The following is a 25,087-nucleotide window of genomic DNA, read 5'->3' on the forward strand; positions in this document are numbered from 1 at the left end:
GGCTGCGGAGAACGACTGCTCCGGGACGTGGCTGGCGGGTGTCCGAGCTGGCCGCCGCCGTAGGCGTGGCCCCGGACACAGTCCGCTACTACGAGCGAGCCGGCCTCCTTCCGGCGCAGGCGCGCACGCCCTCTGGTTTGCCCTCTGGTTACCGGTCGTTCGACGAGACTGCGCTGGACCGGATCCGGTTCATTCAGGGTGCCCAACGGCTCGGGCTGCGGCTGAGCGACATCCGGGACCTGTTGACCATCCGCGACACCGGTCAGTGCCCGTGTGAGCCAGCCGAACAGCTGCTCCGGGGCCGTCTGGCCGAGCTGGACGCGCAGATGACTCGGCTGGCGAACCGACGCACCGATATGGCGAACATGCTTGCGGCGTTGCCCACCTCGGACTGTCCTCCGCCCACTTCGGGGACCTGGTGCCCACCGGCGAAAGGAGGTGACCCTGATACTCCCTGAGGTGGTCCTGGCGTGCTGCCGCGACGACCCGCAGTGCTCGCCCGACGAGTGCAGCTGCGGCTGCTGAATCGGCGTCGGTGAGCGCCGGGTTACCGCGGCCAGACGAGGCCGGATCGGGTCAGCTGCGACGTTCGCGAGCACCACCGCGCTGGCGGGCATGGTGGGCATCCGCCGCAGGTTGACGGTCAGGTCCTGAGCCGGCAGCTCCCAGTCGGCGCGGGACAGGGCGGTTGCGGTGACCGCGATGAGCCCGAGGGCGATGTCCTCACCGGGGCACCGGTGCCCCGCGGCGACCTCACCTCCGCCTTGTGGCACCAACGCGTCGGGGTCGTGGGTCTGTCCGGGCAAGAACCTTTCGGGGAGGAACCTCTGCGCGTCCGGCCAGGCCCGCGGGTCCAGGTTCGTGCCGTACACGTCCAGCAGCAGCCGAGTCCCGGCGTTGAGTTGATGTCCGCGCCAGGTGAGATCCTCGCGCGTCAGGGCGCCGAGCATGGGCACGAACGGGGTGACCCGGCGCACCTCCTGGGCGAATGCCATCGCCAGGGCCCCGGGCCTGCCGGCGACGGTCCCTGCGGTGTCCTCGACCGCCAGGCGTTCGCGCCACCGGGGGTGCTGGTGCAGGGCCAGGGCGGTGAACGCGGCGAACCGGGCGACCGCCACGGTGGGGCGCAGCAGGTTCTGCAGCTCCACGGCCGCCGTGTGCACCGGCAGCAGCTCACCGTGCACGTCTCGCCACCCAGCGACGGTGGCCAGAGCGCTGTCGCGGTCAGCCACGGGAACTCCGGTGCGGGCCTGGCTGATGAGCCGGCTGGCCCATGTGTCGCTGCGGTGGCGAGCCCGGCGGGCCTTCAGGTGCGCCGGGCCGAGCACCCCGAAGCCATCGACGATGGTGGCTAGGTCCCGGGCGACCGCCTGAGCCTGCGTGGGTGTGGCGGGCACGCCAGCCCATCCCAGGACGCTACGACCGAACACGTGCACCGCGCCGTCGTACCCGCTGCCGCCACCCTCGCGCCCCCACTGGGCCAACTGGTCGCGCCAGGCGTTGGCGACGGACGCGACGAGCCGTTGCACGGCGGCGGCGTCGATGATGGTCACGAACATCGCCTTGCGTTGCAGATGCTCGTCGTCGAGGCCGTGGACGGCACCTTGGCCGAAGAGGACGTTCGCGACCACGCCCGGTAGGGCGCCGTGTCGGCGCATCACGGCCGTGTCGGTGAAGACCCGGACCGCGTCGGGGCCGCGCACCAGCAGCGCGGGCCGCCCCAGGAGCCGCATGCGGATGGCGTCGGGGTCCGCGTCGTCAGGAAGCCGGTCGCGCAGGCGGTCGGCGAACAGGTACCCGTCACGCAGCAGCGCCGGCGCCTGGTCGGGTAGGTGCATGGTTTGGCCTCCTGAACTCCGGTCGGCAACGGGCGGGTGCCCTGGCGGGGCCGACGACGTGCCCGGCGGCCGGGCTGTTGCATCGCCCAGTCTTGGAGGTGCGGCGGTGGTCCGCATCCGAGACGGGCCTACCGCGGCAAATCTTCGCAGGACCTTCATCGTCCTGCACGGTCGCGCAGCAATCGGGGCAGTCTCTGGTGCCAGCATGGGCCGATGAACCGCAACGCTGGGGGCCGCCCATCGGTGTCACCCCGGACGCTGCTGGCCGCCGTCGCGGTGTTGTACCTGCTCGCGCAGCTGCTTGTGGTGGCCGACGTGCCGCTGGGTTGGGACGAGTCCATCTACACCAGCCAAACGGACCCCTCACGTCGGGCGTTGGCGTTTACGGCACCGCGGGCGCGCGGCATGCCGTGGCTTGCCGCCCCGGTGCAGGCGCTGACCGGGTCCACGTCGGTGCTGCGTGGCTGGTTCGCGCTGCTTTCCTCGCTGAGCCTGTATGCCGCGTTTGCCATGTGGCGGCGCACCCTGCCGGGCTTTACAACGCCGGTGGCGGCGGCCGGGTTCGCCGGGCTGTGGACGGCGGTGTTCTACGGGCCTTCCCTGATGCCCAACGTTCTCGTGGCGCTGGCCGGGGTGTACGCGACCGGCGCGATGGTGGCCGCGGCGGGAGGCGGCCGGGCTTGGGTGGCGTGGGCGGGTGGTGCGGCGGTGGCCGCCGCGACCGTGATCCGTCCCGGGGACGTGGTCCCGCTGGTCGCGGCTTTGGGCGCCGCGGTCCTGGTGCACCGGCCGTGGCGGGCCCGGGCGGTGCGCCTGCTGACCCCCGTCCTCGCCGGTGCGACGGTCGGTGCGTTGCCGTGGCTGGTGGAGGCGCAGCTGCGCTACGACGGCGTCCTCCTTCGAGTCCGGCGGGCGTTGGCGACCCAGTCGACCGGGGAGCGGTTCGTTCCCGACTACCAGCTGCGGGCCGTCGACGGCCCGCTGCTGTGCCGACCGTGTTCTCGACTCACCCAGCCGGTACCGCCGCTCGGGGTGCTCATGTGGGGGGTCGGCGCGGCGCTGGTGGTACTGGCTGTGGTCCTTGCCGTCCGGGGACGGGTTCGTCCGGCGGAAGCGGTGCTGCTGGCGGCGTTCGCGGGCGCCGCGCAGGCCGTGCCATACCTTTTCCTGGTCGGGTACGCGGCGCCGCGGTTCCTGCTGCCCGCGTACGCGCTGCTGGCGTTGCCAGCTGCCTCCGGTGCACTGTGGCTGCTGGCACCGCGTGGGGTGGGCGCAGTTCCTGCTACCGCGGCGGGGGTGCTGCTGCTGGTGGGTCACCTCGTCATACAGGGCCATTGGTTGCCGCAGGTGACGGTCGCCCAGGAACAGGGCCGGCAGCGTTGGACCCTGGTTGCCGCCGCGCTGCACGCGCATGGCGTCTCCCCGCCGTGCACGCTGCTGGGCGCCGAGTCCGCGCCGGTGGCCTACCTGGCCCGTTGCGACAACGTGCGGCTGGGCCGCCCCGGGGATGAGCGGTTCACTCGCACAGACTTGACCGTGCGGCTACGGACCGAGCGGGTCGCGGTCGTGCTTCGCCGCTCCGAGAAGGTTCCCGACTACGCACGCGGCTGGACGACCGTTCCGCGGGGGGACCTGCCAGCGGGGTGGCGCGCTCGTGTCGCCCCGTACCCGCCGGGCTGACCGGCGAGCAGCCGCCTCGCGGGCCGCGCTCGCCTTGGCCCGCAGAGCGCCGCCCCAGCGGGGCGAGGTGGAGCACCCGTCACGCTTTGCGATGAGCGCCGTGGCCCTCCGCTGGCCGGGGACGGTGCCTGACCGACGGGCGGAGCCAGCGGGCCGCGACACCAGCTGCCAGGGCCCCGATCAGCCAGCCGCCGACCGCGTCCGAGGGCCAGTGGTAACCGAGCACCAGGGTGCACACGCCCACCGTCACGGCACCGGTCCCGCCGACCACCGAAGGCATCCGGGGCATCCGGGGCCATCGGCGTCTCGGTCGCCCAGAACAACTGTGGCCCAGCAGGGCCACGCCGAGGAGCATGGCGAACGTGGCGGCGGCCGCGTGCCCGGACGGGTAGGAGGTCCCACCGGCGGACACCGCGTTCAGCCCGGACGAGGGCGCGGTGCGGCCGGTGAGCGCCTTGAGCGCCCACACCGCCGCCTCCAGTCCGGCCATCGCAACCCCGGCCACCAGCAGGGGGCGCAGGGACCGTTGCACCCAGCCGCGGAACGCCGCCAGCAGAGCCAGCACCGTACCCGCGAGCCAGAACTGGCCACCCATCACCAGGATGCGAGCCACGCCATGCCCGACGCCACCATCATTCAGGCCGGTGAACCAGGACAGTCCGGTTGCGTCCGCTCGCAGCGTCGTCTCGGCGGCGACCGCACCAGTCAGCAGGAGAAGTGCCGCCGCCAGCAACGGCTCACGCGCACCTGCGGCCCACCGGTCGGGGGTGTCGGGCCGTCCCCCCGATGGCGCGGTGGTCGGGCCGAGCGGCGTGGTCGGGCCGACGGCGGTGTCCGGTGACGGTGGCGGGTTCAGCATGGCCAACAGCTGGAGGGCGCGAGGACGCCGGCGCCGATGAGTGCGAGCAGGCCGACACCGGCGAGGATGCGGTACGCCACGAACGGGGTGAACCGGTGGGTGGCGATGTAGCGCAGGAACCAGGCGATGACCGCGTACCCGACGCCGAACGCGACCGCGGTGGCCAGCAGGGTCGGCCCCCACGCCGGGGTGGGACCCTGCCCGATCTTGGTCAGCTCCAGCCCCCCGGAGGCGAGCACGGCGGGGATGGCGAGCAGGAACGCGTACCTGGCCGCGGCTTGCCGGGTGTAGCCGAGCGCCAGGCCGGCGCTGATGGTGCCGCCGGAGCGGGACACCCCGGGTACCAGGGCCATCGCTTGGGCGAACCCGAACAGCACCGCGTGCCGCCCGGTGAGCTTGTCCAGCGGGCGCCGGTTGGCCGCCATCTTGTCCGCGACGCCGAGGACGACACCGAACACGATCAGGGTGGCCGCGACCAGGCGCAGGTCCCGCAGCGCCGTCTCGATCTGGTCCTGGAACACGAACCCGAGCACCGCGATCGGCACCGTGCCGACGATGACGTACCAACCGAGCCGGGCCTGCGGGTGGGTCCGCAGCGCCGGGGTCCGCAGCGACCGCGTCCAGGTGCGCAGGATGCCGGCGATGTCGCGGCGGAAGTACAGCAGCACCGCGGACTCGGTGCCGAGCTGGGTGACCGCGGTGAACGCGGCGCCCGGGTCGGGCCACCCGGCCAGGGCTGCCACGACCCGCAGGTGCGCCGTGGAGGAGATGGGCAGGAACTCGGTCAGCCCCTGCACCACCCCCAGGACGACGGCGGCCAGCCAGGTCATCGTCCACCGCCGGCGCGGTTCTCCACCCGGTCGGTCTTCGCTGCACTGCGCGGTGGGCGCAGCCCGGTCCGGAGGACCCGGACCAGGTGACGGCGCCGCACCACCAGCAGGCCCACACCCAGGACCAGGTACACTGCGGCGATGCTCAGCCGGACCGTCCCGGCGAGGTCGGCCGGCGCTGTCCACGCGGCCACGAACTGTGCGGTGAACAGGCCCAGCAACGCCCACGCCCCGGACCGGGTCAGGCGGCCGGTGACGACCAGGGCGACCGCGAACACGGACTGGGCCGCCGTCAGCAGCAGCTCCTCGCGCTGTACCGGGTCGATGGGCAGCCCGGCCAGGGACCCGGCGGACACGGCGAACACCAGGGGCAGGATGCCCACCAGCAGCGTCCACTGGTTGATCTTGGAGGAGATCAGCGCGCCGAGCGCTGCCGCGGACTGCAGCTTGAGCGCCAGCAGCAGCACCGCAATGAACTCCGGCGTCTCCGAGGCCAGCGGCGCCACCCACTGCACCAGCAGGAACTGGCTGACGTGCAGCTGCTCACCGGTCGCGACCAGACTCTGCGCGAACGGCTCGGCGACCGCCAGGATGACCGCGGCGGCGGCCGCCAGCATGCCGACGGTGATGACGCGCCGGGCCCGGGCCGGCATCTGTGCGACCGCGGCCGCCGGACCAAACAGCTCCGACTCCTCCTGGCCCTCTTCGTCCCCACCTTCGCGCCCCGTGTCGTCGTCGACCTCCTGCGGGTCGCTGTCACCATCGCCGATGGCGGGATCCGGCTCCTGCTCCACCGCCCGCACCCGCCACAGGTACGCACCGAAGATGGCGAACAGGATGACCGCGTCGACGATGGTCAGGGTGGAGCGCAGCGGCAACGTCAGCGCGTAGGCGCTAGCCACCGCCAGGTAGGCCAGCTCAACCACCTGAACCCTGTGTAGCTGCACGGCGTGACCGTCGTTGGGCTCGTCTTGCGTGTCAGCGGAACCGCCTGCGCCGGTTGCAGTGCGTCGTGCCCGGCGGGCAGCGGCAAGGGCGGCCAGCGCCACCACGGACCAGCCAACCCCGATGAGCAGCCGGTTCGCGCCGGTCATGTTCGCCAGGGCCAGCGGAGCGTACCGGTCCGGGTCCTGCCCGGCCAGCCAGGCGAACACGACGTCGACCGCGTACTCGGGCAGGACCGCGATGAGCGCGAGAAGGGCCAGAGCCAACCCTTGGCCGATGTCGATCTCGGCAAGCTCGGTGCCCCAGGTCAGCAGGAATGCGGCTCCGACGACCGCGGCCGCGAACAGGGCGGCGGCGACCGCTGGCGGGACGCTCGCGCCGCTCAGGCGCAGCCACAGTCCCGGAAGAGCGGCCAACAGCGGCAGGCCCAGCCCGGCCGCGATGCGCAAGCCGCTCCGACGCGTCACGGTGCCGGGCGTGGGGCCGGGGGAGGTGGCCGAGCTCATCGCCGCGCCTCGTGCTTGCCCGCCGCGCGGGAGGCACCCATGGACGACAGGACGAGCAGGATGGCGCCGATCACGATGGCCGTGTCGGCCAGGTTGAACGTGGGCCACCACCCAGAGTGCAGGTAGTCGGTCACCACTCCGTCGCCGACCCGGTCGGTCAGGTTCGCGACCGCGCCGCCGAGCACCGCCGCGAACGCGGCCAGCCGCAGCCGGGTCGCGGTCGGGGCGCTCACCCACACCAGCGCGGTCAGCGCCGCAGTGACCACAGCGGTGCCGGCGATGACGGCAGCGGCGGGCGCCCCGGCAGCCAGGGAGAACGCCACCCCCGGGTTGTACGCCAGCCGCAGGTCCACCGGTCCCGCCTCGAACCCGCCCGCGGGCAGGCCGGTCTGCGCCCACGCCTTCAGGCTCAGGTCCACCGCCGCAACCGAGGCCGCGACGGCCAGCACCAAAGCCCGGCGGGCGGCGGGGCGCCGCCCCTGCCGCCGGACGGTGGCGGTCCGGGTGGCGCTCACCGGGCGCCCACGACGGCCGGCCCGGGCACAGGGATGGGCGCAGCGGTCAGGGATAGCGCCTTCGCGCGGCCGGCGCGCACCCCATTGGCGATGATGACGACCTCCGCGACCTCGTGGACGAGGACGACCGCGCCCAGACCGAGCACGCCGAACAGGGCCAACGGCATCAGCGCCGTGATGATGACCAGGGACAGGCCGACGTTCTGCAGCATGATGCGCCGCGCCCGGCGGGCGTGATCCAGGGCCTGCGGCAGGTGGCGCAGGTCCTCACCCATCAGGGCGACATCCGCGGTCTCGATGGCCACGTCGGTGCCCATCGCCCCCATCGCGATGCCCAAGTCCGCGGTCGCCAGGGCGGGCGCGTCGTTAACGCCGTCGCCGACCATCGCGGTCGGCCGCTGCTGCCGCAGCTGGGCCACGATGGCCGCCTTGTCCTCGGGGCGCCGTTCGGCGTGCACCTGCTCGATGCCGGCCTGGGCGGCGAGGGCGGCGGCGGTGGCGTGGTTGTCACCGGTCAGCATCGCGACCTCATACCCGGAGCGGCGCAAACCTGCGACCACCTCCGCGGCCTCGGGGCGCAACTCGTCGCGCACCGCGATGGCGCCGATGACGGTGCCGGAGTGTTCGACCAGGACCGCGGTCGCCCCCCCGGCCTGCATTCGCGCGACGGTGGCGGCCAGCGGGCCCGGCTGCAGCCACCCGGGTCGGCCCAGCCTGGCCTGGCGCCCGTGCACGGTGCCGGTCAGCCCGGCACCGGTGACCGCCTCCACGTCCTGGGCGTCGGCGATGGTGTCGACGGCAGCCAGGATGGCCCGGGCAAGCGGGTGCTCGCTGCGGGCCTCGAGCGCCGCCGCGACGGCCAAGACCTCGTCCCGGGTGGCGCCGCCGGTGGTGGCGACCTCCACGACCTGGGGCCGGTTCGCGGTCAGGGTGCCGGTCTTGTCCAAGGCGATGCCGCGGACCGCGCCGAGCGCCTCCAACGCGGCGCCGCCCTTGACCAGGACGCCCAGACGGCTGGCAGCGCCGACCGCGGCGACGACCGTGACCGGGACCGAGATCGCCAGGGCGCACGGAGATGCGGCGACCAGGACGACCAGGGCCCGCTCGATCCAGGTGGCCGGGTCGCCCAGCAGGCTGCCGACCACCGCGATGAGCGCCGCCACCACCAGGACCCCGGGCACCAGCGGTTTGGCGATACGGTCCGCGAGCCGCTGGCTGGCGCCCTTGCGGGACTGCTCGGCTTCGACGATACGCACGATCCGGGCCAGGGAGTTGTCGGCCGCGGCCGTGGTGACCTGCACCTCCAAGGCCCCGGTGCCGTTGATGGACCCGGCGAACACGTCCTGGCCGGGACCGGCCTCCACGGGCACGGACTCCCCGGTGATGGCTGAGACGTCCAAGGCGGTCCGCCCGGCCCGGATGACGCCATCGGTGGCGACCCGCTCACCGGGCCGGACCAGCATCAGGTCACCGACGCGCAGGTCCGCCGGGGCCACGACCACCTGTGCGCCGTCGCGCAGCACGGTCGCCTCGTCCGGGACCAGCGACAGCAGCGCGCGCAGCCCGCGGCGGGTGCGGGCCAGGGAGTACTCCTCCAGGCCCTCGCTGATCGAGTACAGGAACGCCAGCATCGCGGCCTCGCCGACCTCGCCGAGCAGGACCGCGCCGACTGCGGCGATCGTCATCAGGGTGCCGACACCGATCTTGCGCTTGGCCAGGCGGCGCAGCGTCGACGGCACGAATGTGGACGCGCCGACCAGCAGCGCCGCCCACAGCAGGACCTGGCCGAGCAGGTCGGGGCCGCCGGCCCAGCCGGTGGCGTACCCGGCCAGCAGCAGCACACCGGCGACGGCGGCGGCGCGCAGCTCGCTGACGTCGACGAGCCTTTCGGCCTCGTGCTCGCTCTCCTCGGCGCCTTCGGTGGTGGGTTCGTCGTGGCCGCAGCCGCAGGCGTCACTCACCGGGTGCCTCCGTCCGCGCGTCGCCCATCGTGGCCGTGCCGTAGTTCGGGCACAGGCTGACCTTTGAACCGGTCGCGGCGAGCAGCGCCTCGCCCGCGAGCAGCAGGTCGAGCAGCTCGGGGCGGGTCAGAGAGTAGAACATCTGCCGCGCCTCGGGGCGACCTTGCACCAGGCCGCAGTCGCGCAGGCACGCCACGTGCGCTGACACGGTGGACTGCGCCAGCCCGAGCTGGGCGGTCAGGTCCACGATGCGGGCCTCGCCGCCTGCGAGACGGCGAACCACCGCCAGGCGGGTCGGGTCGGCCAGGCCGTGGAACAGCGCGGCCGCGGCTCCCAGTTCGGCCCGGTGGTCGGGTCCAGCAGACTCCGTTGTCATCGCCATAGGCCGATGATAGCGGCCTAACTACGTGGTGCGTCAAACCTGCAGTCACGCAGACGCCGTAACTCGCGACGTCAAAGGGGAGGTGTCATGGCAGCTCGCAGTCGGGGAGCATGGTGGGCGGTGGCGGCACTCGTGCTGGCCACCTTGACCGGCGGGTTCGACATCACGGTCCTGAACGTGGCGCTACCGACCATCGGGTCCCAGCTCGGGGCTGGCACCACCGCGTTGCAGTGGATGGTCAACGCGTACGTGCTGGTGTTCGCCTGCCTCATCCTGCCGATGGGTGCCGCCGGCGACCGGTGGGGACGCCGGCGGGTGCTGCTGGGCGGGCTCGCCCTGTTCACGGCCGGCTCCGTCCTGGCCGCGTGGGCCGGTGGTGCGGCCCTGGTCATCGCCGCGCGGGCGGTTATGGGCGCAGGCATGGCGATGGTGCTGCCGATGACCCTGGCCACCCTGGCCGTGCTGTTTCCCTCACCGCAGGAACGCAGCCGCGCGGTGGCCGCCGTCATTGCGGCGACCGGGCTGGGCGTCCCGCTCGGCCCGCTCGTCGGCGGGTGGCTGCTCGAACGGCACTGGTGGGGGTCGGTGTTCCTCATCAACGTGCCCATCGCCATCGCCGCGCTGGCCGCCATCGCCGTCCTCGTGCCCGAGTCGGCCGACCCAGCCCCGCCACGAGCCGACTTCACCGGGGCCGCCCTGGCGGTAGCCGGCCTGGCCGGGTTCACGTACGCGGTCACCCAAGCGCCGCTGCGCGGCTGGGGGTCACCCGCCGTGCTGAGCACTCTGCTGGTAGGTCTGAGCCTGCTGACTGTCCTCGTGGCATGGGAGCGGCGCACCGACCACCCACTCATCGAGGGTGCCCTGTTCCGAAACCGTTCGTTCGCCGGCGGAAGCGGTGCCGCCGCCATCGCCGGGGTGGCGCTGTTCGCGCTGCTGTTCGTCATCCCGATGTACCTACAGCTGGTGCGTGGGCACGCCCCGATGGGCACCGGGCTGCGCCTGTTGCCGGTCGTGCTCGGCCTCGTCGTCGGCGCCGCGGCTGGCGATGGGCTGGCACGATGGCGCGGGCACCGGGCCCCCGTCGTCCTCGGGCTGCTGCTGGTGTCGGTAGCGCTCGCGGTCGGCGCAGGCACCGGCGTCGGCACCGGGTACGGGCTCGTCGCCGCCTGGCTCACGGCCGCCGGTGTGGGTATCGGGATGGCCCTGGCCCCTGCGACCGACGCCGTGCTGGACGCGCTTCCGCCGCACCGGTCCGGGACTGGCACCGCCCTGGCGATGACGATCCGGTACGTCGGCGGCTCCCTGGGTGTCGCCGTCCTCGGGGCCGTGCTGTCCGAAGGGTTCACCGACCGGCTCGACCTGACCGGGGTCCCGGCCCAGCTCACTGGAACCGCCGAAGGGTCCCTGGGAGGGGCCTTGGCGGTCGCCCAGCGCACCAGCAACCCGCAGTTGACCGCCGACGCCGTTACCGCATTCATGCACGGCATGAGCCTGGTGCTCATCGTCTGCTGCGTCGTGTGCCTCGTCGGTGCGGCCGCCGTGGCGGCCGCCCTACCCGCCAAGCAGCGGCTGCGCGCCACCTCAGAGCGGGTCAGCCCCTGAACAGACCCATCCAGATGTTTAGCGGTCTTGGCCAGTGAACCGACACACAGACGCACAGGAAGAGCCCGAAATCATGCTCATGAACCCCGTCGAGACCGCCCTGGTCAACTCCGCACCCCGGCGCTGGCTGCAACGCTGCGGCGAAGTCCCGCAGCTGCGCCGTCTGGCCGGCGGCCGTCTACCCTGGGGCGCCCGCGCACTCGAGCTCGGCTGTGGTCCCGGGTACGGTACCCGGCTCATCCTGGAACACTTCGGCGCACGCCGCGTCGACGCGATCGACCTGGACCCGGCGATGGTCGCCCGAGCAAGAACTCGGCCGGCGCCACTCGCAGACCGCGCCCGCGTGAGGTCGGCGACGCCGGCAAGCTCCCGTCGGGGGTGGGCAGCGTCGAGGGCGCGTACGACGCGGTGTTCGACTTCGCCATCATTCACCACGTCGAGGACTGGCGATCTGCACAGGACGAGACTGCCAGGGTGCTACGCCACGGCGGTCTTTCCTGTTCGACGAGGTCACCGCAACGGCGCTGGCCACACGCACGTACCGGACCCGACCACCCCAAACACGACCGGTTCACCGCTGAGGACTTCCTCGACGCCCCATCGAACGGCGCCTGATTTCCGGTGAACGGTTCCGCACCTACCGCGGCAGCCGCTACGTACGCGGCGTCCCGCGCAGGGAATGACCGGTGACCAGCTTGAAGGACGATCTCGGTCCCCGGGCGACCGTTCGCCAAGCTTCGGCGACTGCGCCACTCCCCAGTCCCAGCCCAGATTGCTGCTCTGCGCCGGTGGGCTCCTTTGCCCTTACCCGGGCGGCCGATCGCGTTGGGCGACCCGTTCCTCCTGCCTCGCCCGGGCCAGGCTGAGGCGAGCGCGACGGACTGGACGGCGGGCCCACGTTGGGGCACCAAAACTTGGCCAGACACCGGCAAAAGATCGGTTTCTGGTGAGGGCAATTGGGGCCCATTGACACGGACGACGGCTGGTCGCCCAAACAGGCGACCAGCCGCAGTGGAGATTCGCGGCTCTGAGGTCGTGGTAGCCGTCAGGCGACGTTGATGAACTCCGGGTTGGAGTACCACCACAGGTCTTCCCACGGCGACTCGATGCCATCCGCGGCGGTTCCATCTCGTCGGTGCTCGTGCTCCGGACCCGGATATGACTGCGGATGGTTACATCGCGAAGCGTGTGACGGTCCACGTACTCGCCACCGTAGCGACGGAAGTCGCGGGCGCCGAAGCGCGCGACGACCTTGGTGGTGGGGTTCGTCGCGGCGAATCGGTTCGATACCGGCCCGGTCACGTCGCCGGACATGATGTCGACCCGGTTCGGACTAGAGCAAGCCTCTGCCTACAAGGTATTGGGCGCGTAGACACAGGGCGTTGCCGGATGACGCTGAGAGAGGACAGGGCCATGGCGGCGGCGATCAGGGGGGACAGCAGCAGCCCGAAGGTGAGGTAGAGGACTCCGGCGGCGATGGGGATGCCCGCGATGTTGTACATGAACGCGAACACGAGGTTCTGCCGGATGCTTCCCATGGTCACCTGGGACAGTTTCCGTGCTCGCACGATCCCGGTCATGTCGCCCTTGACCAGGGTGATCCCGGCGCTCTCGATGGCGACGTCGGGCCCGGACCCCATCGCCGGCCCCACGTCCGCGGCGGCCAAGGCTGGTGCGACATTGACGCCGTCACCCGCCATGGCAACCACTCGTCCTTCGTCGCGGAGGAGTTTGACGAAGTCGGCCTTGTGGTCGGGCAGCACCTCCGCCTCGACCCGGTCGAGGTGCAGTTGACGTGCGACGGCTTCGGCGGTAGCGCGGTTGTCAGAGGTGGGCAGGACGACCTAGATGCCTTCGGCCCGGAATGCCTTCACGGCGGCCGGGGGGTGCCCTTGACCGGGTCAGCGATGGCGATGATCCCGGCGACCTGGTCGTCGACACCGGCGAAGAGCACGGTGGCACGATCTGCGCGCAGCTGATCAGCGTGTGTCCTGAGCGCGTTGGGGTAGAGCCCTTCACTGGTCAGGTAGCCGGCGCTGCCGACCCCGACTCGGCGCTCCTCGACCGTACCTAGCGGGCCCTTGCCGACGGATGCGTCGAAGTCGGTCACGTCCGGGATCGGCAGACCGGCGTCTGTGGCGGCATTGACGATCGCCAGACCGAGAGGGTGCTCGGAGGCTCGTTCAACCCCGGCCACCAGCCTCAGCAGGTCATCCTGGTCGATCCCGCCGATGGTGACCACCTGGGTGACCGACGGGTCGGCCGTCTGGTCCGCCTCGATCTTCTTCGCCAGCTCGAGGACGTCCGGGTTCTGCCCGTCGGCCTGCTCGGTCTTGGCCACCTCGATCGCGCCGGTGTGGTGCTCGATCATCATGGTCAGGAACATGCGGTCGAAGCCTGACCCGGTGGCGCTGTCAAGGTTCTTCATCTCGCTCTCGCCCATCATGCCGGGCATGCCCTGCAGATCTCGGGCTTCCGCTTTACATACGACTCCACTCGTCCCAGCGGATCCCGAGTGCTCAGCGTGACCCTCGAGGACGGCACCCCAATCGCCAAGGACGCGGCCACCTACACCGCAACCACCAATGACTTCACCAACGCGGGTGGTGACGGGTACGTCGAGCTGAAGGACGTACAGGGGACCGCTCGGAACCTGATGGCCAATGACCTGCTCGCCTACATCCAAAGCCAGCGGACGATCATGCCGACGACCGACGGCAGGATCGACGACACCGCCCGAGCAGACGCCTGAACCGTGTCGCCAATGCCCCCTGGCCCCAACCCGTGGGCCACGGGCCGGAACCATGCGGCCCGCACGAGTCGGCTTGCCCGGCGCTGCTGGCTTGGCTGCGATTCCTACCCCAGGGAAGTCCTGGCTGTAGGACCTGACGCCATCCAGAGAGCCTGGATCGTGGCGAGGCGCACCGGCCACCAAGCCGATCGCACCCACGGCGAACGCGCGGACGGTTGACCACTTCTTGGGCGCGCCGTGACCCTCCCGTGACATTTGCGATCGGTCCTGTGTAGTCTCGCGGTGACCTCTTCACCCCTTGGGGAGGTTGGCTCGATGTGGATCGCCTAGTCCTGTCACCACGCGCGAGTCCTCAGCAAGACCGCTTGGCAGGAGCGGGGGACCCACTTTTGGGCCCTCTTCGGAGGGTCCTCGGGGTGAAGCCCCCACGCGCGCGCTCGCTAGGTCGAGTGGCAAGCGTGAGGGCCGGGTGATCTACCTCCACCCGAACCCGACAGCTGACCTCGTAGGCGCTGGAGATTCATTCATCGTGGCTTCACACAGTTCAGGCCGCCACCGCGCGCCTGGTCGCTTCAACCCCGTTTCCGAGCTCAGCGGCATCGTCGCCAGCGCGGCCCAGCCTGCTGTCAAGACCTCTGCCGTCATCGCCGCCTCCGGCGGTCTGGTCGCCTCCTTCGCCCTCCCGGCGTCGGCCGTGCCGAGCACCGCGCGCACGAATAAGGCCGCCACCGTCGCGGCCCCCGTGGCCGTGCAGGCGCCCGAGGTGGCTGCGCCCCAGGCGGCCGACACCTTCGGCCTGATCGAGTTCACGGCGACCCCCAAGCCCAAGCCGAAGGCCAAGTCGGTTGCTGCCCCCGCCCCCGCGGTGCAGACCAGCGAGCGAACCACCCAGGTCGCCAGCCGCTCGGTCGAGCGGACGTCGATTCCGGCGCCAAGAAAGCCGGCTGCCGGCGGCGTCCTGGGTATCGCGGCGTCGCTCGAAGGGATCATGTACTACTACGGCGGCACCAGCCCCCAGACCGGCTTTGACTGCTCCGGCTTCACCCAGTACGTCTTCGCCAAGGTCGGCATCAGCCTGCCCCGCACCGCGGAGCAGCAGCGCCAGTTCGTCACCCCCGTGTCCGACCCGCAGCCCGGTGACCTGGTCTTCTTCGGCGCCCCCGCCTACCACATGGGCATCTACGCCGGGAACGGCAAGATGTGGGACAGCCCCCGGACCGGCAAGGCCGTTGCCCTTCGTGACATCTGGTCCTCCAGCGTCACCTACGGCCGCCCCTAACCGACCAATCGGTCTAACGCGAGCAGGGCCCTACCGCTCTGGCCTTGTTGGGGCCTGCTTGGCATTCCGCTTCCCGTCGATAGGACGCATGAGGGTGGTATGCCGCCTGGCGGGCGGGTGTTGCCACAGCCGCCTGCCCCATACCTTGGCGAAGATTTCCAGCATCACAGTGAGACGCGCCGCCTACGGCATACGTTGCCTGTCCTCGGTGCCCGTCGGCAGGCCTGAGGGAATGGCTCTGATCGCCTGCTGCCTACGCCATCCGTACCTGGTCATGCCCGATGGCTTGTAGACATTCAGGACCAGCGCGGCCAGGAGCACCATGAGGCCAATTGTGGGGTGGAACAGGTCGCCGCCCAAGTCGTGCAGCCGGCTCCCGTCCGCCCGTCGCGCGACGTCGGCAGCGGAGCTCACGGTGGGCATGTGCAGGATCAGGATTGTCGCCGCGAAGCAGGTGAGGAGGAAGGAGATCAGTACCCAATAGTGCCGGAACAGGCCCCACTTGGTCCCCAGCGACATCAAGAGGCCAGTCACCACGGTCGCGACCGCAAGAGGCACGAGGACGTACCAGCCAGAAGCCTCCATCGCGATCCAGGCCGCTCGGACCGTTTGGTCGTCGTGGCTCCTGACGGCCAGCAGGCCGAGCGCCAGATACACCAGCACGCCGCCAATCCAGCCGATGGACACGGCGAGATGCACCGCGAGCACGAACTTGCGCCACGGTGGAGGCATCCTCATCCGAGACGTCCGAGGCTGACCGTTGATGGCGAAGCGGCCGTCGGCAGTTCCGCCGCCGAACGTCCCGTCACCGGCCCGAGCGACATGTGACGGCCAGGGCCATGCTGTCCGCCGGCGAGCAGCATGGCGGCGATGAAGATGGCGATCAGCGCAGCGACGACCAGGCCGGAGATTTTGACCCATCGAGGGATGCCAGGCGGGGTCTCGCGGACGTCGTTCGGGTCAGGGTGTGACTCGGTCATGTGCTCTCCCGTTGGTCGCTGGCGCGTCTTAATAAAGGTCCCAGAGTTTACAAGACACTCTGTCATGCCCTCGGGCGTCCTGCACGAGGAGTGGACTATCTGTATTGTTGCCCCCGTGCCCAAGATCTGGAACAAGAGCATCGAGTCGCACCGCCAAGCCGTGCGCCAGGCGATCCTGGACAGCACGGCAACGCTCGTGGCCCAGGGTGGATTCCCTGCCGCAACGATGTCGCAGATCGCTGAGCGGGCTGGTATCGGTCGAGCCACCCTCTACAAGTACTTCCCCGATGTCGAGGCCATCTTGGTGGCCTGGCACCAAGATCATGTGGCCGCGCACATTGCACGCCTGACCGAGCTCCGGGTCGGCGGAAGCGACGCCTGGGAGCGCCTTCAGGCGGTCCTCCTTGGCTACGCCCAGGTGGCTCGACACCGAGGCGGTCATGGCGGCGATCTCTCGGCGCTCGTCCACCGCGGCGAGAACGTGCTGCGCGCCGAGCAACAACTGGTCGACCTGTTCAGCGGACTGCTGACAGAGGTCGCCCAAGCGGGCCGCCTCCGGGGCGACGTCCCGCCTAAGGAGCTGGCCCAGTTCTGCATTCACGCACTCGGGGCGGCCGGCAGCCTTCGCTCCGAGGCCGCGGTCCGGCGCCTGGTCGACGTAACGCTCTCGGCGCTGGGCGGATCTACTTGAGCTGCCTGACCACGGTCAGGTTGTGGCCTCGGTGAATCTGGCACCGTCCTTCGAGGTCAACACCCTGTTCTCTGTGACGACGAGGATCTCTAGACCTGCTCTCGTCAAGCGGGCACTCATCGCCTGGGGTGCCTGTTCGGTCGTTCCGGTCGTACGCCACGTCTTTGCGGCATCTCTGCTGATGGCTACAGCACCGCCCGGACCGATGCCGACCGCGGTCTGCTTGTCGGCCCATGAGACGAGGAGCAGGAGCGGTCCGCCGTCCGAGGGCGTCCACGTCGCGCCCTTGTCGGTGGAGATCAGCAGCCCCGCTGGCGTCGTCGCCAGGATGCGTGTCCCGGTGGGGTCGGATGCGAGGCTGCGGGGTTCGGCGGGGATGGACGACGTCTGCCAGGACCGACCGTCCGGCGATCGGCGCAGCTGTCCGTCGAACGCCACCACGGTGTCACCGGCCCTGGCCAGCGCGTGGAAGTCCGACTCGCCACCGCGGGAAAGCACCTTCCAGCTGCTGCCTCCGTCGGTACTCTCGATCAGCCCCATGGGCTGCGGCAGCTCCATCACGACATTGGGATGGCCCGAGGCGTAGTAGTGATCAGCCCCGGCGATGGTGAACCCCATCAGGTCGATGATCGGGCTGACCCGCTTGGGTCCGTCTGTGCCGTAGCGGAACAGGCCCTCATGCGTGGCGAGCAGCAGCGCGCCGTCCCCCGGATCCCGGGCAACCCCGTGGACGTGTGACGAGGGCAGGCCGACCCTTGCGTCACCGCCCGATGCTGAGCCGGGTTCGGTGCGGGCATCCCGGGGTGCAGCCGAACACGCGGCCGCGAGCAGGGCCGACCCCACCAGTGTTGCGATCGCGAGCCAGGGTCCGGTCCGACGTCGGTTCACAGCTTCTCATCTTTCATGCTCAGGGTGGCTGCAAGAAGATTGGCGTCGACGATGCCTACAGCAGGCTCCTCATCGTGGCGATCTCCTTGTTCTGTCCGTCCGCGATGGCCTGCGCCATCTCCTTCACGTCCGGTTCCGCCGTGGTTCTAAGCACCTGCTGCGCCATGTCCACGGCGCCCTCGTGATGTTCGATCATCATCGTCAGCCAAAGCCGGTCGAACTCCGAACCCTGCGCTGCCGCAAGGGTCTTCATGTCGGCCTCGCTCATCATTCCGCCGCTGCCGTGACTCATCGACGACGAGGCAGGGGCCTTCCACTCACGCAGCCAACGGTTCATGGTCTGGATCTCGGGGTCCTGGGCCGCCTTGATCTGCCGCGCCAGGTCCGCCACCTCGCTAGAGGCGGAAGCACTGTTCAGGGCGAGGTTGGCCATATCGATGGCCTGCTGGTGGTGCGGGATCATCATCTGCGCGAACATAACATCGCCCTGGCGCGCGGTGGCCGACCCGGTAGTCGATGACGTGCTGGCGGTGCCGTGGTTCATCCCGCCCATCGACCCACTGGATCCGTCGTCGCCGGTTCCGCAGGCGCTGACCGTCAGGGCGGCCGCCAGGCCGGCAACCGCGAGGGTCGTGTACTTCTTGCTCCGCTGCACGACTGTCTACTCCTTGATATCGAGGTTCATGGTGGTGCGCGCCTCCTGAGGCCAGATGACCTTGGGGGGCGCGCACCACCTCCTAGCCTGAGGCATCGGTGGTGCCGGCCTGTCAACCTTCCCTGAAGGTTTGATGAAGAAGTCAGGCGCCGGCGGTGCTGCACATACCCGTCCCCGAGAACCGGTTCAGCCGTGATGCCCAGCCGGGGCCGGTTCCTGCCGCGGGGCGCTCGTGCGCTGCGGTGCAGGCGGAGGTGCAGGCAGCCGGAGCCGCTTGAGCATCAACGCGTTGACGTTGACGATCACACTCGACCCGCACATCGACAGGGCCACGATCTCTGGCCGCAGCGTAAACCCAGCGAGGGCTCGAACACGCCCGCCGCGGCCGGCTGCCCTCGCCCTTGTCCGGCGCTGATGCCGCGGTCGACGACCCACGACGGAGAGCAGGACCAGCGCCGCGAGGGGCGGCGCGGACGACCGGCGCGAGCCAGGTGGAAAACCTGTGATGGATGCGCCGCGGCATCAGCACCGACAAGAGCAGGCCAATACCGTCGAAGAGCAGGTTGCCGCTCGCGCCGGACACAAGCCGCGATTTGGGCGGTGGGGCCCCGGCGCCGGTCAGGCACGGTAGGACAGCGTGGTCATCATGCCCGCCTCGGCATGATAGATGTTGTGGCAGTGTGTGACCCACTGACCCGGGTTGTCCGCGTCGAGATCCAGGTCGAGGGACTGCATGGGCCGGATGATGACGGTGTCCTTGCGCACCCCGATACCCGCTACGGCGAAGGTGTGGCCGTGCACGTGCATGGGGTGGAACATCATCGTCATGTTCCGGAGCCGCAGCCGGACCCGCTCACCTTGGCGGACCGCGAGCGGGGCGGCGTCCTCGAAGGTCTTGCCGTTGATGGTCCAGCGGTAGTCGGCCATCGACCCGCCCAGGACAAGGTCATGAGTGGTGTCATTTCCCTTGCGCGTCAGTTCGGCGCTTGCGGCAGGGCGCAGATCGGTTCCCAGCAAGACGGTCTTTCCGAGTTCCGCGGGCGCGGCATTTGCGGCAGGAACGGCTCCGGCCCCTGTGCGTACCACGGCCAGTCCCTGCCCGGTCTTGCCCTCGGCCGATGCGACGAGGGGGAAGGCGCCGTCGCCCAGGGTGACCAGCACGTCGTACCGCTCCCCCATCCCGATGATGAGGGCGTCGGTGGTGCTGGGCAGCACGGGGAACCCGTCACTGTGGGTGAGGGTGAGCCGGTGTTCACCGAGGGCGACGCGGAAGGCGGTGTCTGAGGCGGCGTTGACAAGGCGGATTCGCACCCGCTGTCCGGGCTTTCCGGTCAGAATGGTGGGAGCGGTCGGTACCCGGCCGTTGACCAGGTAGTGGGGGTAGACGACGTCGCCGGCGCCACCCAGCAGCGCCGACTGCATGCCCTCTCCCATGGAGCCCATCGAACCGTGGTCCATGCCGTCCATTCCCATGCCCCCCATGTCCATGCCGGCACCTCCGCCTTGGCGCAGTGCCGCGAGGACGTCGTCAGGGGTCCGCCCGGTGCCGTCCACCCAGTCGTCGAGGACGACGACCCACTCGGCGTCGTAGTCCCCGGGCTCGGCCGGGTCATCCACGACGAACACGCCGTAAAGGCCCCGATCGAGCTGCACGCCGGTGTGCGGGTGGTAGAAGTACGTGCCCGGGTCGGGGACCGTGAAGTCGTAGGTGAACCGGCTGCCGGCAGCGATGGGCGCCTGGGTGACGCCTGGGACGCCGTCCATGTCGTTGCGCAGGGCGACACCGTGCCAGTGCACGCTGGTCGTGACCGGGAGGGCATTGTCGACGATGACCTTCAACCGGTCCCCGGCGGTAGCTCGCAACAGTGGCCCTGGGACGGCCCCGCCATAGGCCCAGGTCTGCACCGTGGGGCCGCCCAAGTCAAGGGTCGCCGGTCGTGCCGCAAGCCTCGCGGTGACCGTGCGCTGCCCGGCCGCCTGCCGCGCCCGCTCGGCCCGGTGCACCGCCTCGGACGTCGCGCCGATCGCTGCCCGGGGGGTGCTGCACGCCGCCAGGCCGCCGACCGTCACGATGCCGGCCGTGCCGACCAGCAGGGTGCGCCGGCTGATGGTGGACATGCTTCCTCCTTAGGTTGGTGGTCTGGCCGGACCGCGGATCAGTGCGCCGAGCGCAGCACGTTCTGGCGTGCGTGGTACTCCTCGACGTCGATCTCGCCGCGGGCGAACCGCTGGTCCAAGATCTGAAGCGCACCGTGGTCCTCCTCAGGGCCGCGGGACGTGTTGCCTGGGCGAGCGCCCCGAAAGAGAGCGACCACTGCCGCGACGGCCAGCGCCCAGAAGGCGAAGGCGGTCACCGCCATGAACAGCCAGCCGGTCCAGCCCATACCGTTGCTCCACATCATTGTTCTCAGCTCCTTCTGACTGATGAGGCAACTGTGCTCGGTCAACCCGATCGGCGCGGTCGTGATTTCGTGAAGGTTCGCTGAAGATGCCGGCCGTGGGCGCCGAACGCATCTGCGGCGCGGCACGCCGCTGTCAGGATGGGAACATGGCCGAGGATCAGGTAGGTGAAGATGCGTTGGCCGCCCCGCCAGCGCCGGGGAAGGCCGACCCGCCGGCACCCGCTCGCGGCATCCGCGCACTCGTGGTCGAGGACGACGTGCCGATGGCTGCCGTCATCAGCAGCTACCTCGAACGCGACGGCTATGAGGTTCGCCTCAGCCACGACGGCCTGACGGCCATCGCAGAGGCGCGCGACCTGGACCCCGACATCATGGTCCTCGATCTCGGTCTGCCCGGTCTCGACGGCGTCGAAGTATGCCGCCAGCTGCGCACCTTCTCCGACGCCTACGTGGTGATGCTGACCGCGCGAACAGACGAGGTCGACACGCTCGTCGGGCTCTCAGTGGGCGCCGACGACTACATGACCAAGCCGTTCAGCCCCCGCGAGCTCGTCGCCCGCCTGGGCGCCATGCTGCGCCGTCCACGACCGCTCGGCAGCGCCACCGACAAACCCCAACTGCGTAGCTTCGGGCCGCTGGCCATCGATCCGGTTGGTAGGGACGTGTGGCTGGACGGCGAGCCGGTGTCTCTGACCCGCACTGAGTTCGACGTGCTCGCCGTCTTGTCCGAACGGCCGCGGATGGCCTTTGGCCGGCGCCAGCTCATCGACGCGGTGTGGGGGCAGACCTGGGTGGGGGACGAACACTTGGTCGACGTCCACATCGGCCACCTGAGGCGCAAGCTCCGCGACGACGCGGCGGACGCCAGGTTCATCCGGACCGTCCGCGGCATCGGGTACCGGATGGGCACGGGCGAGTGAGCCGGCCGGACGCGGGCGCCCGACCCCCGCGCACAGCCGGTCTGGCACCGCGCCTGTTGATCGCTCAGGCGCTGGTACTGCTCGCCGGCGCTGCGACCACGTGGCTTGTCGTCTCCGTCGTGGGACCCGGCATCTTCCACGAGCACCTGCGAAGGGCTGGCGTCGGACAGACCTCCACGGAGGCGGCCCACGTGGAGGAGGCGTTCGGGTCCGCGCTGCTCATCGCGCTCGGTGTCGCACTCACCGCCTCCGTTCTCCTGGCACTCGGGGCGACCGCCTTCTTCACCCGCCGCGTCCAGCGCTCCACCACCGCGGTCGCCGACTCCGCCTCGAAAATCGCCGGTGGCCACTACGAGTCCCGCGTGCCAAGCCCCGGGCTGGGCGCCGAGTTCGACCAGCTCGCCACCACCATCAACGACCTCGCCCGGCGTCTCGGCGACGTCGAGTCCACCCGCCGCAGGCTGCTGGCCGACCTGGCCCATGAGATGCGCACCCCCCTGGGCAGCATCGAGGCCCACCTCGAGGCGCTCGAGGATGGGATCCGCACCCTAGACGCCGAGACCCTGGAAGTGCTGCACAACAGCACCGGACGTTTGCACCGCCTCGCCGAGGACATCACGGCCGTCTCGCATGCCGAGGAGGGCGGACTCGACACCCGGCCCGTGGACACCGAGGCGAGTGTCCTCGTCGAGACGGCGGCAGCCGCAGCCTACGACGCGTACGCCGCCAAGCGGGTGCGCCTGAGTGTGGATGTGGCACTGGGCTGCACCGTGAGCGTCGACCCCGACCGGATGGGTCAAGTGCTCGGGAACCTCTTGGACAACGCTCTGCAGCACACCCCACCCGGTGGACTGGTCACCGTCATAGTGAGGGAGCCCGAGCCGCGCTGGGTCGAGATCACCGTGGTCGACGACGGTGAGGGCATAGACCCCGAGCACCTCGCCCACATCTTCGAACGGTTCTACCGCGCCGATCCCGCCCGCAGCCGCGCCCACGGCGGCAGCGGGATCGGCCTGACCATCAGCCGGGCCCTCGTCGAGGCCCAGGGCGGCGGCCTGTCCGCAGCCAGCCCGGGCCGGGGACACGGAGCCTCATTCACGATCCGGCTCCCCGCGGCTAGGTCGGCTCCGGCGGCCCACCCATCGCCCAGAAGGTGAGAACGAGCCGCTCCACAACGCTCACGGGGTAGTGGATCGGCGGGACCTTCGGCCCCATCCCCAAGGGTTGCCACCACCCACGTGGCGATGCCTCCACCACACGGTCCCGGTCCCTGGGCCGGACGGGGGACGATCGTCGCCCAGACGCCGGCCGCCTGCGCGGCCGCACTATTGCTCGCGTGGACCTTGGCCGTGGCGGCACTCCGTCAGACGAGGGCGGTGAGGAGTTCGCGGCACGCCTGCTCGCAACTTCTACAGGACTCCGCGCAGAGCCTGCAGTGCTCGTGCATCGACGCGTGCCGCTCGCACTCGTCGCCGCAGGTCTTGCACGCCTCAGCGCAAGCCTCCAGGATCGTGCGGGTCCGGTTTGCGTCATATCCCGTATGCCGCGACAGGACGGCTCCCGTCGTGGCGCAGATGTCAGCGCAGTCGAGATTGGTCCTCACGCACTTGACCAGCTCCGCCACCATGTCCTCGCTCAGACACGCGTCGGCACATGCCGTGCAGGCCTGGGAACACTGGTAACAGGCTTGTGTACAGGCGACCAACTTGTCCCGGTCTATGTCACCGAGGTCCTTCGGGTAGGTCTCCAACATCGCTGCAATGGTGTGCATGTCATCCTCCCGCTCGGGCGACGGGGCCAGACCTCGCGTCCGGCGCTGAACACGCCACCCGACACCCACGGCATACCCGCGCTGCCCCCTTCGCAACTGAGATCAGGCATGTTGCTCCAAATCTTCAGCGAATCTTCATGTCGGGCCAGAAGACGTGAGGCCAGGGCCATGCGGCTCAGCCCTTGTTGACCTTTCGTCGCGCGCGAGCCCCTCGCCGTTGCGGCCGCGCACCCCTTGGTCATGCTCAGGCATGAAGAGCCGGCTTCTTCAGTGAATCTTCATTGAAAGACCACTGGATTCCACGCCGTCGCAACGTCACAGTCTCGAGGGACAAGCAAGTACGCTTCGCGGAAACAAGAACGGGCGGCGGTGAGACCACTGACATGGTTGATGCATTGCGAATTGGCACCCGGGGTATGCAGCGCAGCGCAAACGGACGTGGGTGTGGCGGCAAGCGACGGCCCTGCTTAATGGGTCGCGGCTACCACATGATCTGCCTTGCCGTCGCTGACGTGATTACCATGCCCTCCGGCCGCCCGTGAGTGGAAGTCCCGGTCCCCACCGGGAGCCCCGCGAACGCTCGCCGAAAGGCCATGGCGTTCTTGGGTCTGGACGCCGTCCTGACGGACCCCGCGTCGCTCGTCGTCGACGAGCCCTATTGCTGGCGGCCGTCGTCATCCTGGGCGTGGCCGTGACCGCGGCTGCGATGCGAAGCGGTGCCGTGAGCCCCGCAGCTGTGCTCTTCCTGGCGACCTGCGCAGCTGTGCTGGCTGCTCTCATGAACTGGCTGATCCGCGGACCGTGAGAGAGAGCATCCCAGACTGCATCGTTCAGGCGGCCTCGAACTTCATCGAATCTTCAGCGAATCTCGACGCGCCGCGCGCTGTAGTCGTCGGAGCATAGGTTTGTCAGATTCGGAGGGCAATCACTCGTTCTCCCCGACTCGCCTACGAAGGATTCCAACCGTGAACCGCGCACTTCGAACCCTGACCGTTCCCGCGGCTGCAGTCGCCGTGCTGGCCCTGTCCGCCTGCGGCAATGGCGACTCTCCGGACAGCATGGGCAGCATGAGCGGTCAGGGTTCCATGGGCTCGACATCGTCTGTCACGACCGCAGCACAGCAGAACGAGGCGGACGTCTCATTCGCCACCGGCATGATTCCGCACCACCAGCAAGCCGTTCAGATGGCCGATTTGGCGCTGAAGCAGTCCAGCACCCAGGAGGTCAAGTCCCTGGCGACCAAGATCAAGCAGGCTCAGGACCACGAGATCCAGACCATGTCATCGTGGCTCAAGGCTTGGGGCAAACCCGTCCCGACCGGCATGTCCGGAGGCATGGAGGGCATGTCGATGGACGGGATGATGACCGAACAGGAGATGAACGAACTGGCCAAGGCCACCGACGTCGCCTTTGACAGGATGTGGCTGACCATGATGGTGAAGCATCACCAGGGAGCCGTGAAGATGGCGGAGACGGAAGTGGCCAATGGCCAGAACGCGGATGCCAAGAGGCTCGCGCAGGAGATCATCCGGGCCCAGAACGCAGAGATCACCGAAATGACACGGCTGCTCAACGGCGCGCAAGGCTGACCCGGATCGGTGGGCTGAGCCGAGACTTGCCGCGCTCTCGGT

The 25,087-nt window shown here is 70.0% G+C and carries 25 protein-coding genes, 3 pseudogenes and 1 riboswitch; of the genes and pseudogenes, 12 read left to right on the forward strand and 16 right to left on the reverse strand.

Features of this window, described 5'->3' with window-relative positions:
* Positions 1–38 precede the first annotated feature (38 nt).
* Positions 39–458, forward strand: a complete 420-nt coding sequence (locus HJG52_RS17670) for a MerR family DNA-binding protein (RefSeq protein WP_346767823.1) — start codon at positions 39–41, stop codon at positions 456–458.
* Between the two features lie 210 nt (positions 459–668).
* Here the strand turns inward: HJG52_RS17670 and HJG52_RS21925 are convergent.
* Positions 669–995 (reverse strand): annotated as a pseudogene (locus tag HJG52_RS21925) (cytochrome P450); the annotation flags it as partial.
* A gap of 435 nt (positions 996–1,430) precedes the next feature.
* Here HJG52_RS21925 and HJG52_RS20450 point away from each other — a divergent pair.
* Positions 1,431–1,640, forward strand: coding sequence for a hypothetical protein (locus HJG52_RS20450; protein ID WP_206071155.1), 210 nt, complete (start codon positions 1,431–1,433; stop codon positions 1,638–1,640).
* A gap of 411 nt (positions 1,641–2,051) precedes the next feature.
* Positions 2,052–3,518 (forward strand): hypothetical protein, encoded by a 1,467-nt coding sequence (locus tag HJG52_RS17680; RefSeq protein ID WP_171244958.1) that lies wholly within the window; start codon positions 2,052–2,054, stop codon positions 3,516–3,518.
* A gap of 79 nt (positions 3,519–3,597) precedes the next feature.
* Here HJG52_RS17680 and HJG52_RS17685 read toward each other — a convergent pair whose 3' ends face one another.
* From HJG52_RS17685 to HJG52_RS17710, 6 genes are read right to left on the reverse strand one after another with little or no spacing between them, the layout of a single operon-like run.
* A complete protein-coding gene (locus tag HJG52_RS17685) occupies positions 3,598–4,377 on the reverse strand; it encodes a phosphatase PAP2 family protein (RefSeq protein WP_171244959.1) in 780 nt (259 codons plus the stop codon).
* Positions 4,371–5,207 (reverse strand): undecaprenyl-diphosphate phosphatase, encoded by an 837-nt coding sequence (locus HJG52_RS17690; protein WP_171244960.1) that lies wholly within the window; start codon positions 5,205–5,207, stop codon positions 4,371–4,373. Before HJG52_RS17690 ends, HJG52_RS17685 begins: the two co-directional genes overlap by 7 nt.
* The gene (locus HJG52_RS17695) at positions 5,204–6,658 is read right to left on the reverse strand and encodes a sodium/calcium exchanger protein (RefSeq protein WP_171244961.1); all 1,455 of its coding nucleotides are present in this window, start codon (positions 6,656–6,658) and stop codon (positions 5,204–5,206) included. The genes HJG52_RS17690 and HJG52_RS17695 overlap by 4 nt, the downstream gene beginning before the upstream one ends.
* The gene (gene lspA, locus HJG52_RS17700; RefSeq protein WP_346767824.1) at positions 6,655–7,173 is read right to left on the reverse strand and encodes a signal peptidase II; all 519 of its coding nucleotides are present in this window, start codon (positions 7,171–7,173) and stop codon (positions 6,655–6,657) included. The genes HJG52_RS17695 and lspA overlap by 4 nt, the downstream gene beginning before the upstream one ends.
* Complete coding sequence (locus HJG52_RS17705; RefSeq protein WP_171244962.1) at positions 7,170–9,134, reverse strand: heavy metal translocating P-type ATPase; 1,965 nt, start codon at positions 9,132–9,134, stop codon at positions 7,170–7,172. The genes lspA and HJG52_RS17705 overlap by 4 nt, the downstream gene beginning before the upstream one ends.
* On the reverse strand, positions 9,127–9,510 hold the full coding sequence (locus tag HJG52_RS17710; protein WP_206071125.1) for an ArsR/SmtB family transcription factor: 384 nt from the start codon (positions 9,508–9,510) through the stop codon (positions 9,127–9,129). The genes HJG52_RS17705 and HJG52_RS17710 overlap by 8 nt, the downstream gene beginning before the upstream one ends.
* A gap of 93 nt (positions 9,511–9,603) precedes the next feature.
* On the opposite strand from HJG52_RS17710, the gene HJG52_RS17715 reads away from it, so the two are divergent.
* From HJG52_RS17715 to HJG52_RS21935, 3 genes and pseudogenes are all read left to right on the forward strand, one after another.
* Positions 9,604–11,118: an MFS transporter gene (locus HJG52_RS17715; protein ID WP_171244964.1), complete on the forward strand. Its 1,515-nt coding sequence runs from the start codon at positions 9,604–9,606 to the stop codon at positions 11,116–11,118.
* 79 nt (positions 11,119–11,197) lie between these two features.
* Positions 11,198–11,431 (forward strand): annotated as a pseudogene (locus HJG52_RS21930) (class I SAM-dependent methyltransferase); the annotation flags it as partial.
* Positions 11,432–11,496: 65 nt separating this feature from the next.
* Complete coding sequence (locus HJG52_RS21935) at positions 11,497–11,733, forward strand: methyltransferase domain-containing protein (RefSeq protein ID WP_206071080.1); 237 nt, start codon at positions 11,497–11,499, stop codon at positions 11,731–11,733.
* Between the two features lie 683 nt (positions 11,734–12,416).
* Here the strand turns inward: HJG52_RS21935 and HJG52_RS21410 are convergent.
* Positions 12,417–12,956, reverse strand: a complete 540-nt coding sequence (locus HJG52_RS21410) for an HAD-IC family P-type ATPase (protein ID WP_346767842.1) — start codon at positions 12,954–12,956, stop codon at positions 12,417–12,419.
* 32 nt (positions 12,957–12,988) lie between these two features.
* Positions 12,989–13,705 carry a DUF305 domain-containing protein gene (locus HJG52_RS21760; protein ID WP_346767843.1) on the reverse strand — a complete coding sequence of 239 codons (717 nt, stop codon included), beginning with the start codon at positions 13,703–13,705 and terminating at the stop codon, positions 12,989–12,991.
* Here HJG52_RS21760 and HJG52_RS21040 point away from each other — a divergent pair.
* Positions 13,613–13,870 (forward strand): annotated as a pseudogene (locus HJG52_RS21040) (5'-nucleotidase C-terminal domain-containing protein); the annotation flags it as partial. The gene HJG52_RS21760 and the pseudogene HJG52_RS21040 overlap by 93 nt on opposite strands.
* 331 nt (positions 13,871–14,201) lie before the next feature.
* Positions 14,202–14,397, forward strand: a riboswitch (cyclic di-AMP (ydaO/yuaA leader).
* Positions 14,398–14,399: 2 nt separating this feature from the next.
* Positions 14,400–15,149, forward strand: a complete 750-nt coding sequence (locus HJG52_RS21765; RefSeq protein ID WP_171244965.1) for an NlpC/P60 family protein — start codon at positions 14,400–14,402, stop codon at positions 15,147–15,149.
* A 183-nt stretch (positions 15,150–15,332) separates the two neighbouring features.
* Here the strand turns inward: HJG52_RS21765 and HJG52_RS17740 are convergent, their stop codons facing one another.
* Together HJG52_RS17740 and HJG52_RS17745 are read right to left on the reverse strand one after the other, a co-directional pair.
* Positions 15,333–15,881 carry a DUF2269 domain-containing protein gene (locus tag HJG52_RS17740; RefSeq protein WP_206071082.1) on the reverse strand — a complete coding sequence of 183 codons (549 nt, stop codon included), beginning with the start codon at positions 15,879–15,881 and terminating at the stop codon, positions 15,333–15,335.
* A 2-nt stretch (positions 15,882–15,883) separates the two neighbouring features.
* On the reverse strand, positions 15,884–16,129 hold the full coding sequence (locus tag HJG52_RS17745) for a hypothetical protein (RefSeq protein ID WP_171244914.1): 246 nt from the start codon (positions 16,127–16,129) through the stop codon (positions 15,884–15,886).
* Between the two features lie 115 nt (positions 16,130–16,244).
* Between HJG52_RS17745 and HJG52_RS17750 the strand changes: the two genes are divergently transcribed.
* Positions 16,245–16,820: a TetR family transcriptional regulator gene (locus tag HJG52_RS17750; protein ID WP_171244967.1), complete on the forward strand. Its 576-nt coding sequence runs from the start codon at positions 16,245–16,247 to the stop codon at positions 16,818–16,820.
* Between the two features lie 15 nt (positions 16,821–16,835).
* Here HJG52_RS17750 and HJG52_RS17755 read toward each other — a convergent pair whose 3' ends face one another.
* The 4 genes from HJG52_RS17755 to HJG52_RS17770 all read right to left on the reverse strand — a co-directional run bounded on the left by HJG52_RS17755 (position 16,836) and on the right by HJG52_RS17770 (position 20,765).
* Entirely contained in the window at positions 16,836–17,663 is an 828-nt protein-coding gene (locus HJG52_RS17755) for a F510_1955 family glycosylhydrolase (RefSeq protein WP_346767825.1), read from the reverse strand.
* Positions 17,664–17,763: 100 nt separating this feature from the next.
* Positions 17,764–18,363: a DUF305 domain-containing protein gene (locus tag HJG52_RS17760; protein WP_171244969.1), complete on the reverse strand. Its 600-nt coding sequence runs from the start codon at positions 18,361–18,363 to the stop codon at positions 17,764–17,766.
* 618 nt (positions 18,364–18,981) lie between these two features.
* Positions 18,982–20,481 carry a multicopper oxidase family protein gene (locus HJG52_RS17765; protein ID WP_171244970.1) on the reverse strand — a complete coding sequence of 500 codons (1,500 nt, stop codon included), beginning with the start codon at positions 20,479–20,481 and terminating at the stop codon, positions 18,982–18,984.
* Between the two features lie 38 nt (positions 20,482–20,519).
* Complete coding sequence (locus HJG52_RS17770) at positions 20,520–20,765, reverse strand: SHOCT domain-containing protein (RefSeq protein WP_171244971.1); 246 nt, start codon at positions 20,763–20,765, stop codon at positions 20,520–20,522.
* 146 nt (positions 20,766–20,911) lie between these two features.
* Between HJG52_RS17770 and HJG52_RS17775 the strand changes: the two genes are divergently transcribed.
* Positions 20,912–21,685, forward strand: coding sequence for a response regulator transcription factor (locus HJG52_RS17775; protein ID WP_171244972.1), 774 nt, complete (start codon positions 20,912–20,914; stop codon positions 21,683–21,685).
* Between the two features lie 119 nt (positions 21,686–21,804).
* Entirely contained in the window at positions 21,805–22,842 is a 1,038-nt protein-coding gene (locus HJG52_RS17780; protein WP_346767826.1) for a sensor histidine kinase, read from the forward strand.
* A 206-nt stretch (positions 22,843–23,048) separates the two neighbouring features.
* Here the strand turns inward: HJG52_RS17780 and HJG52_RS17785 are convergent, their stop codons facing one another.
* Positions 23,049–23,438 (reverse strand): four-helix bundle copper-binding protein, encoded by a 390-nt coding sequence (locus HJG52_RS17785; RefSeq protein WP_430413356.1) that lies wholly within the window; start codon positions 23,436–23,438, stop codon positions 23,049–23,051.
* Positions 23,439–24,421: 983 nt separating this feature from the next.
* Here HJG52_RS17785 and HJG52_RS17790 point away from each other — a divergent pair.
* Positions 24,422–25,045, forward strand: coding sequence for a DUF305 domain-containing protein (locus HJG52_RS17790; protein WP_171244974.1), 624 nt, complete (start codon positions 24,422–24,424; stop codon positions 25,043–25,045).
* Positions 25,046–25,087: the final 42 nt, after the last annotated feature.

It is taken from the genome of Knoellia koreensis (assembly GCF_013041615.1).
In the GTDB taxonomy this organism is placed as follows: Bacteria; Actinomycetota; Actinomycetes; order Actinomycetales; family Dermatophilaceae; genus Pedococcus; species Pedococcus koreensis.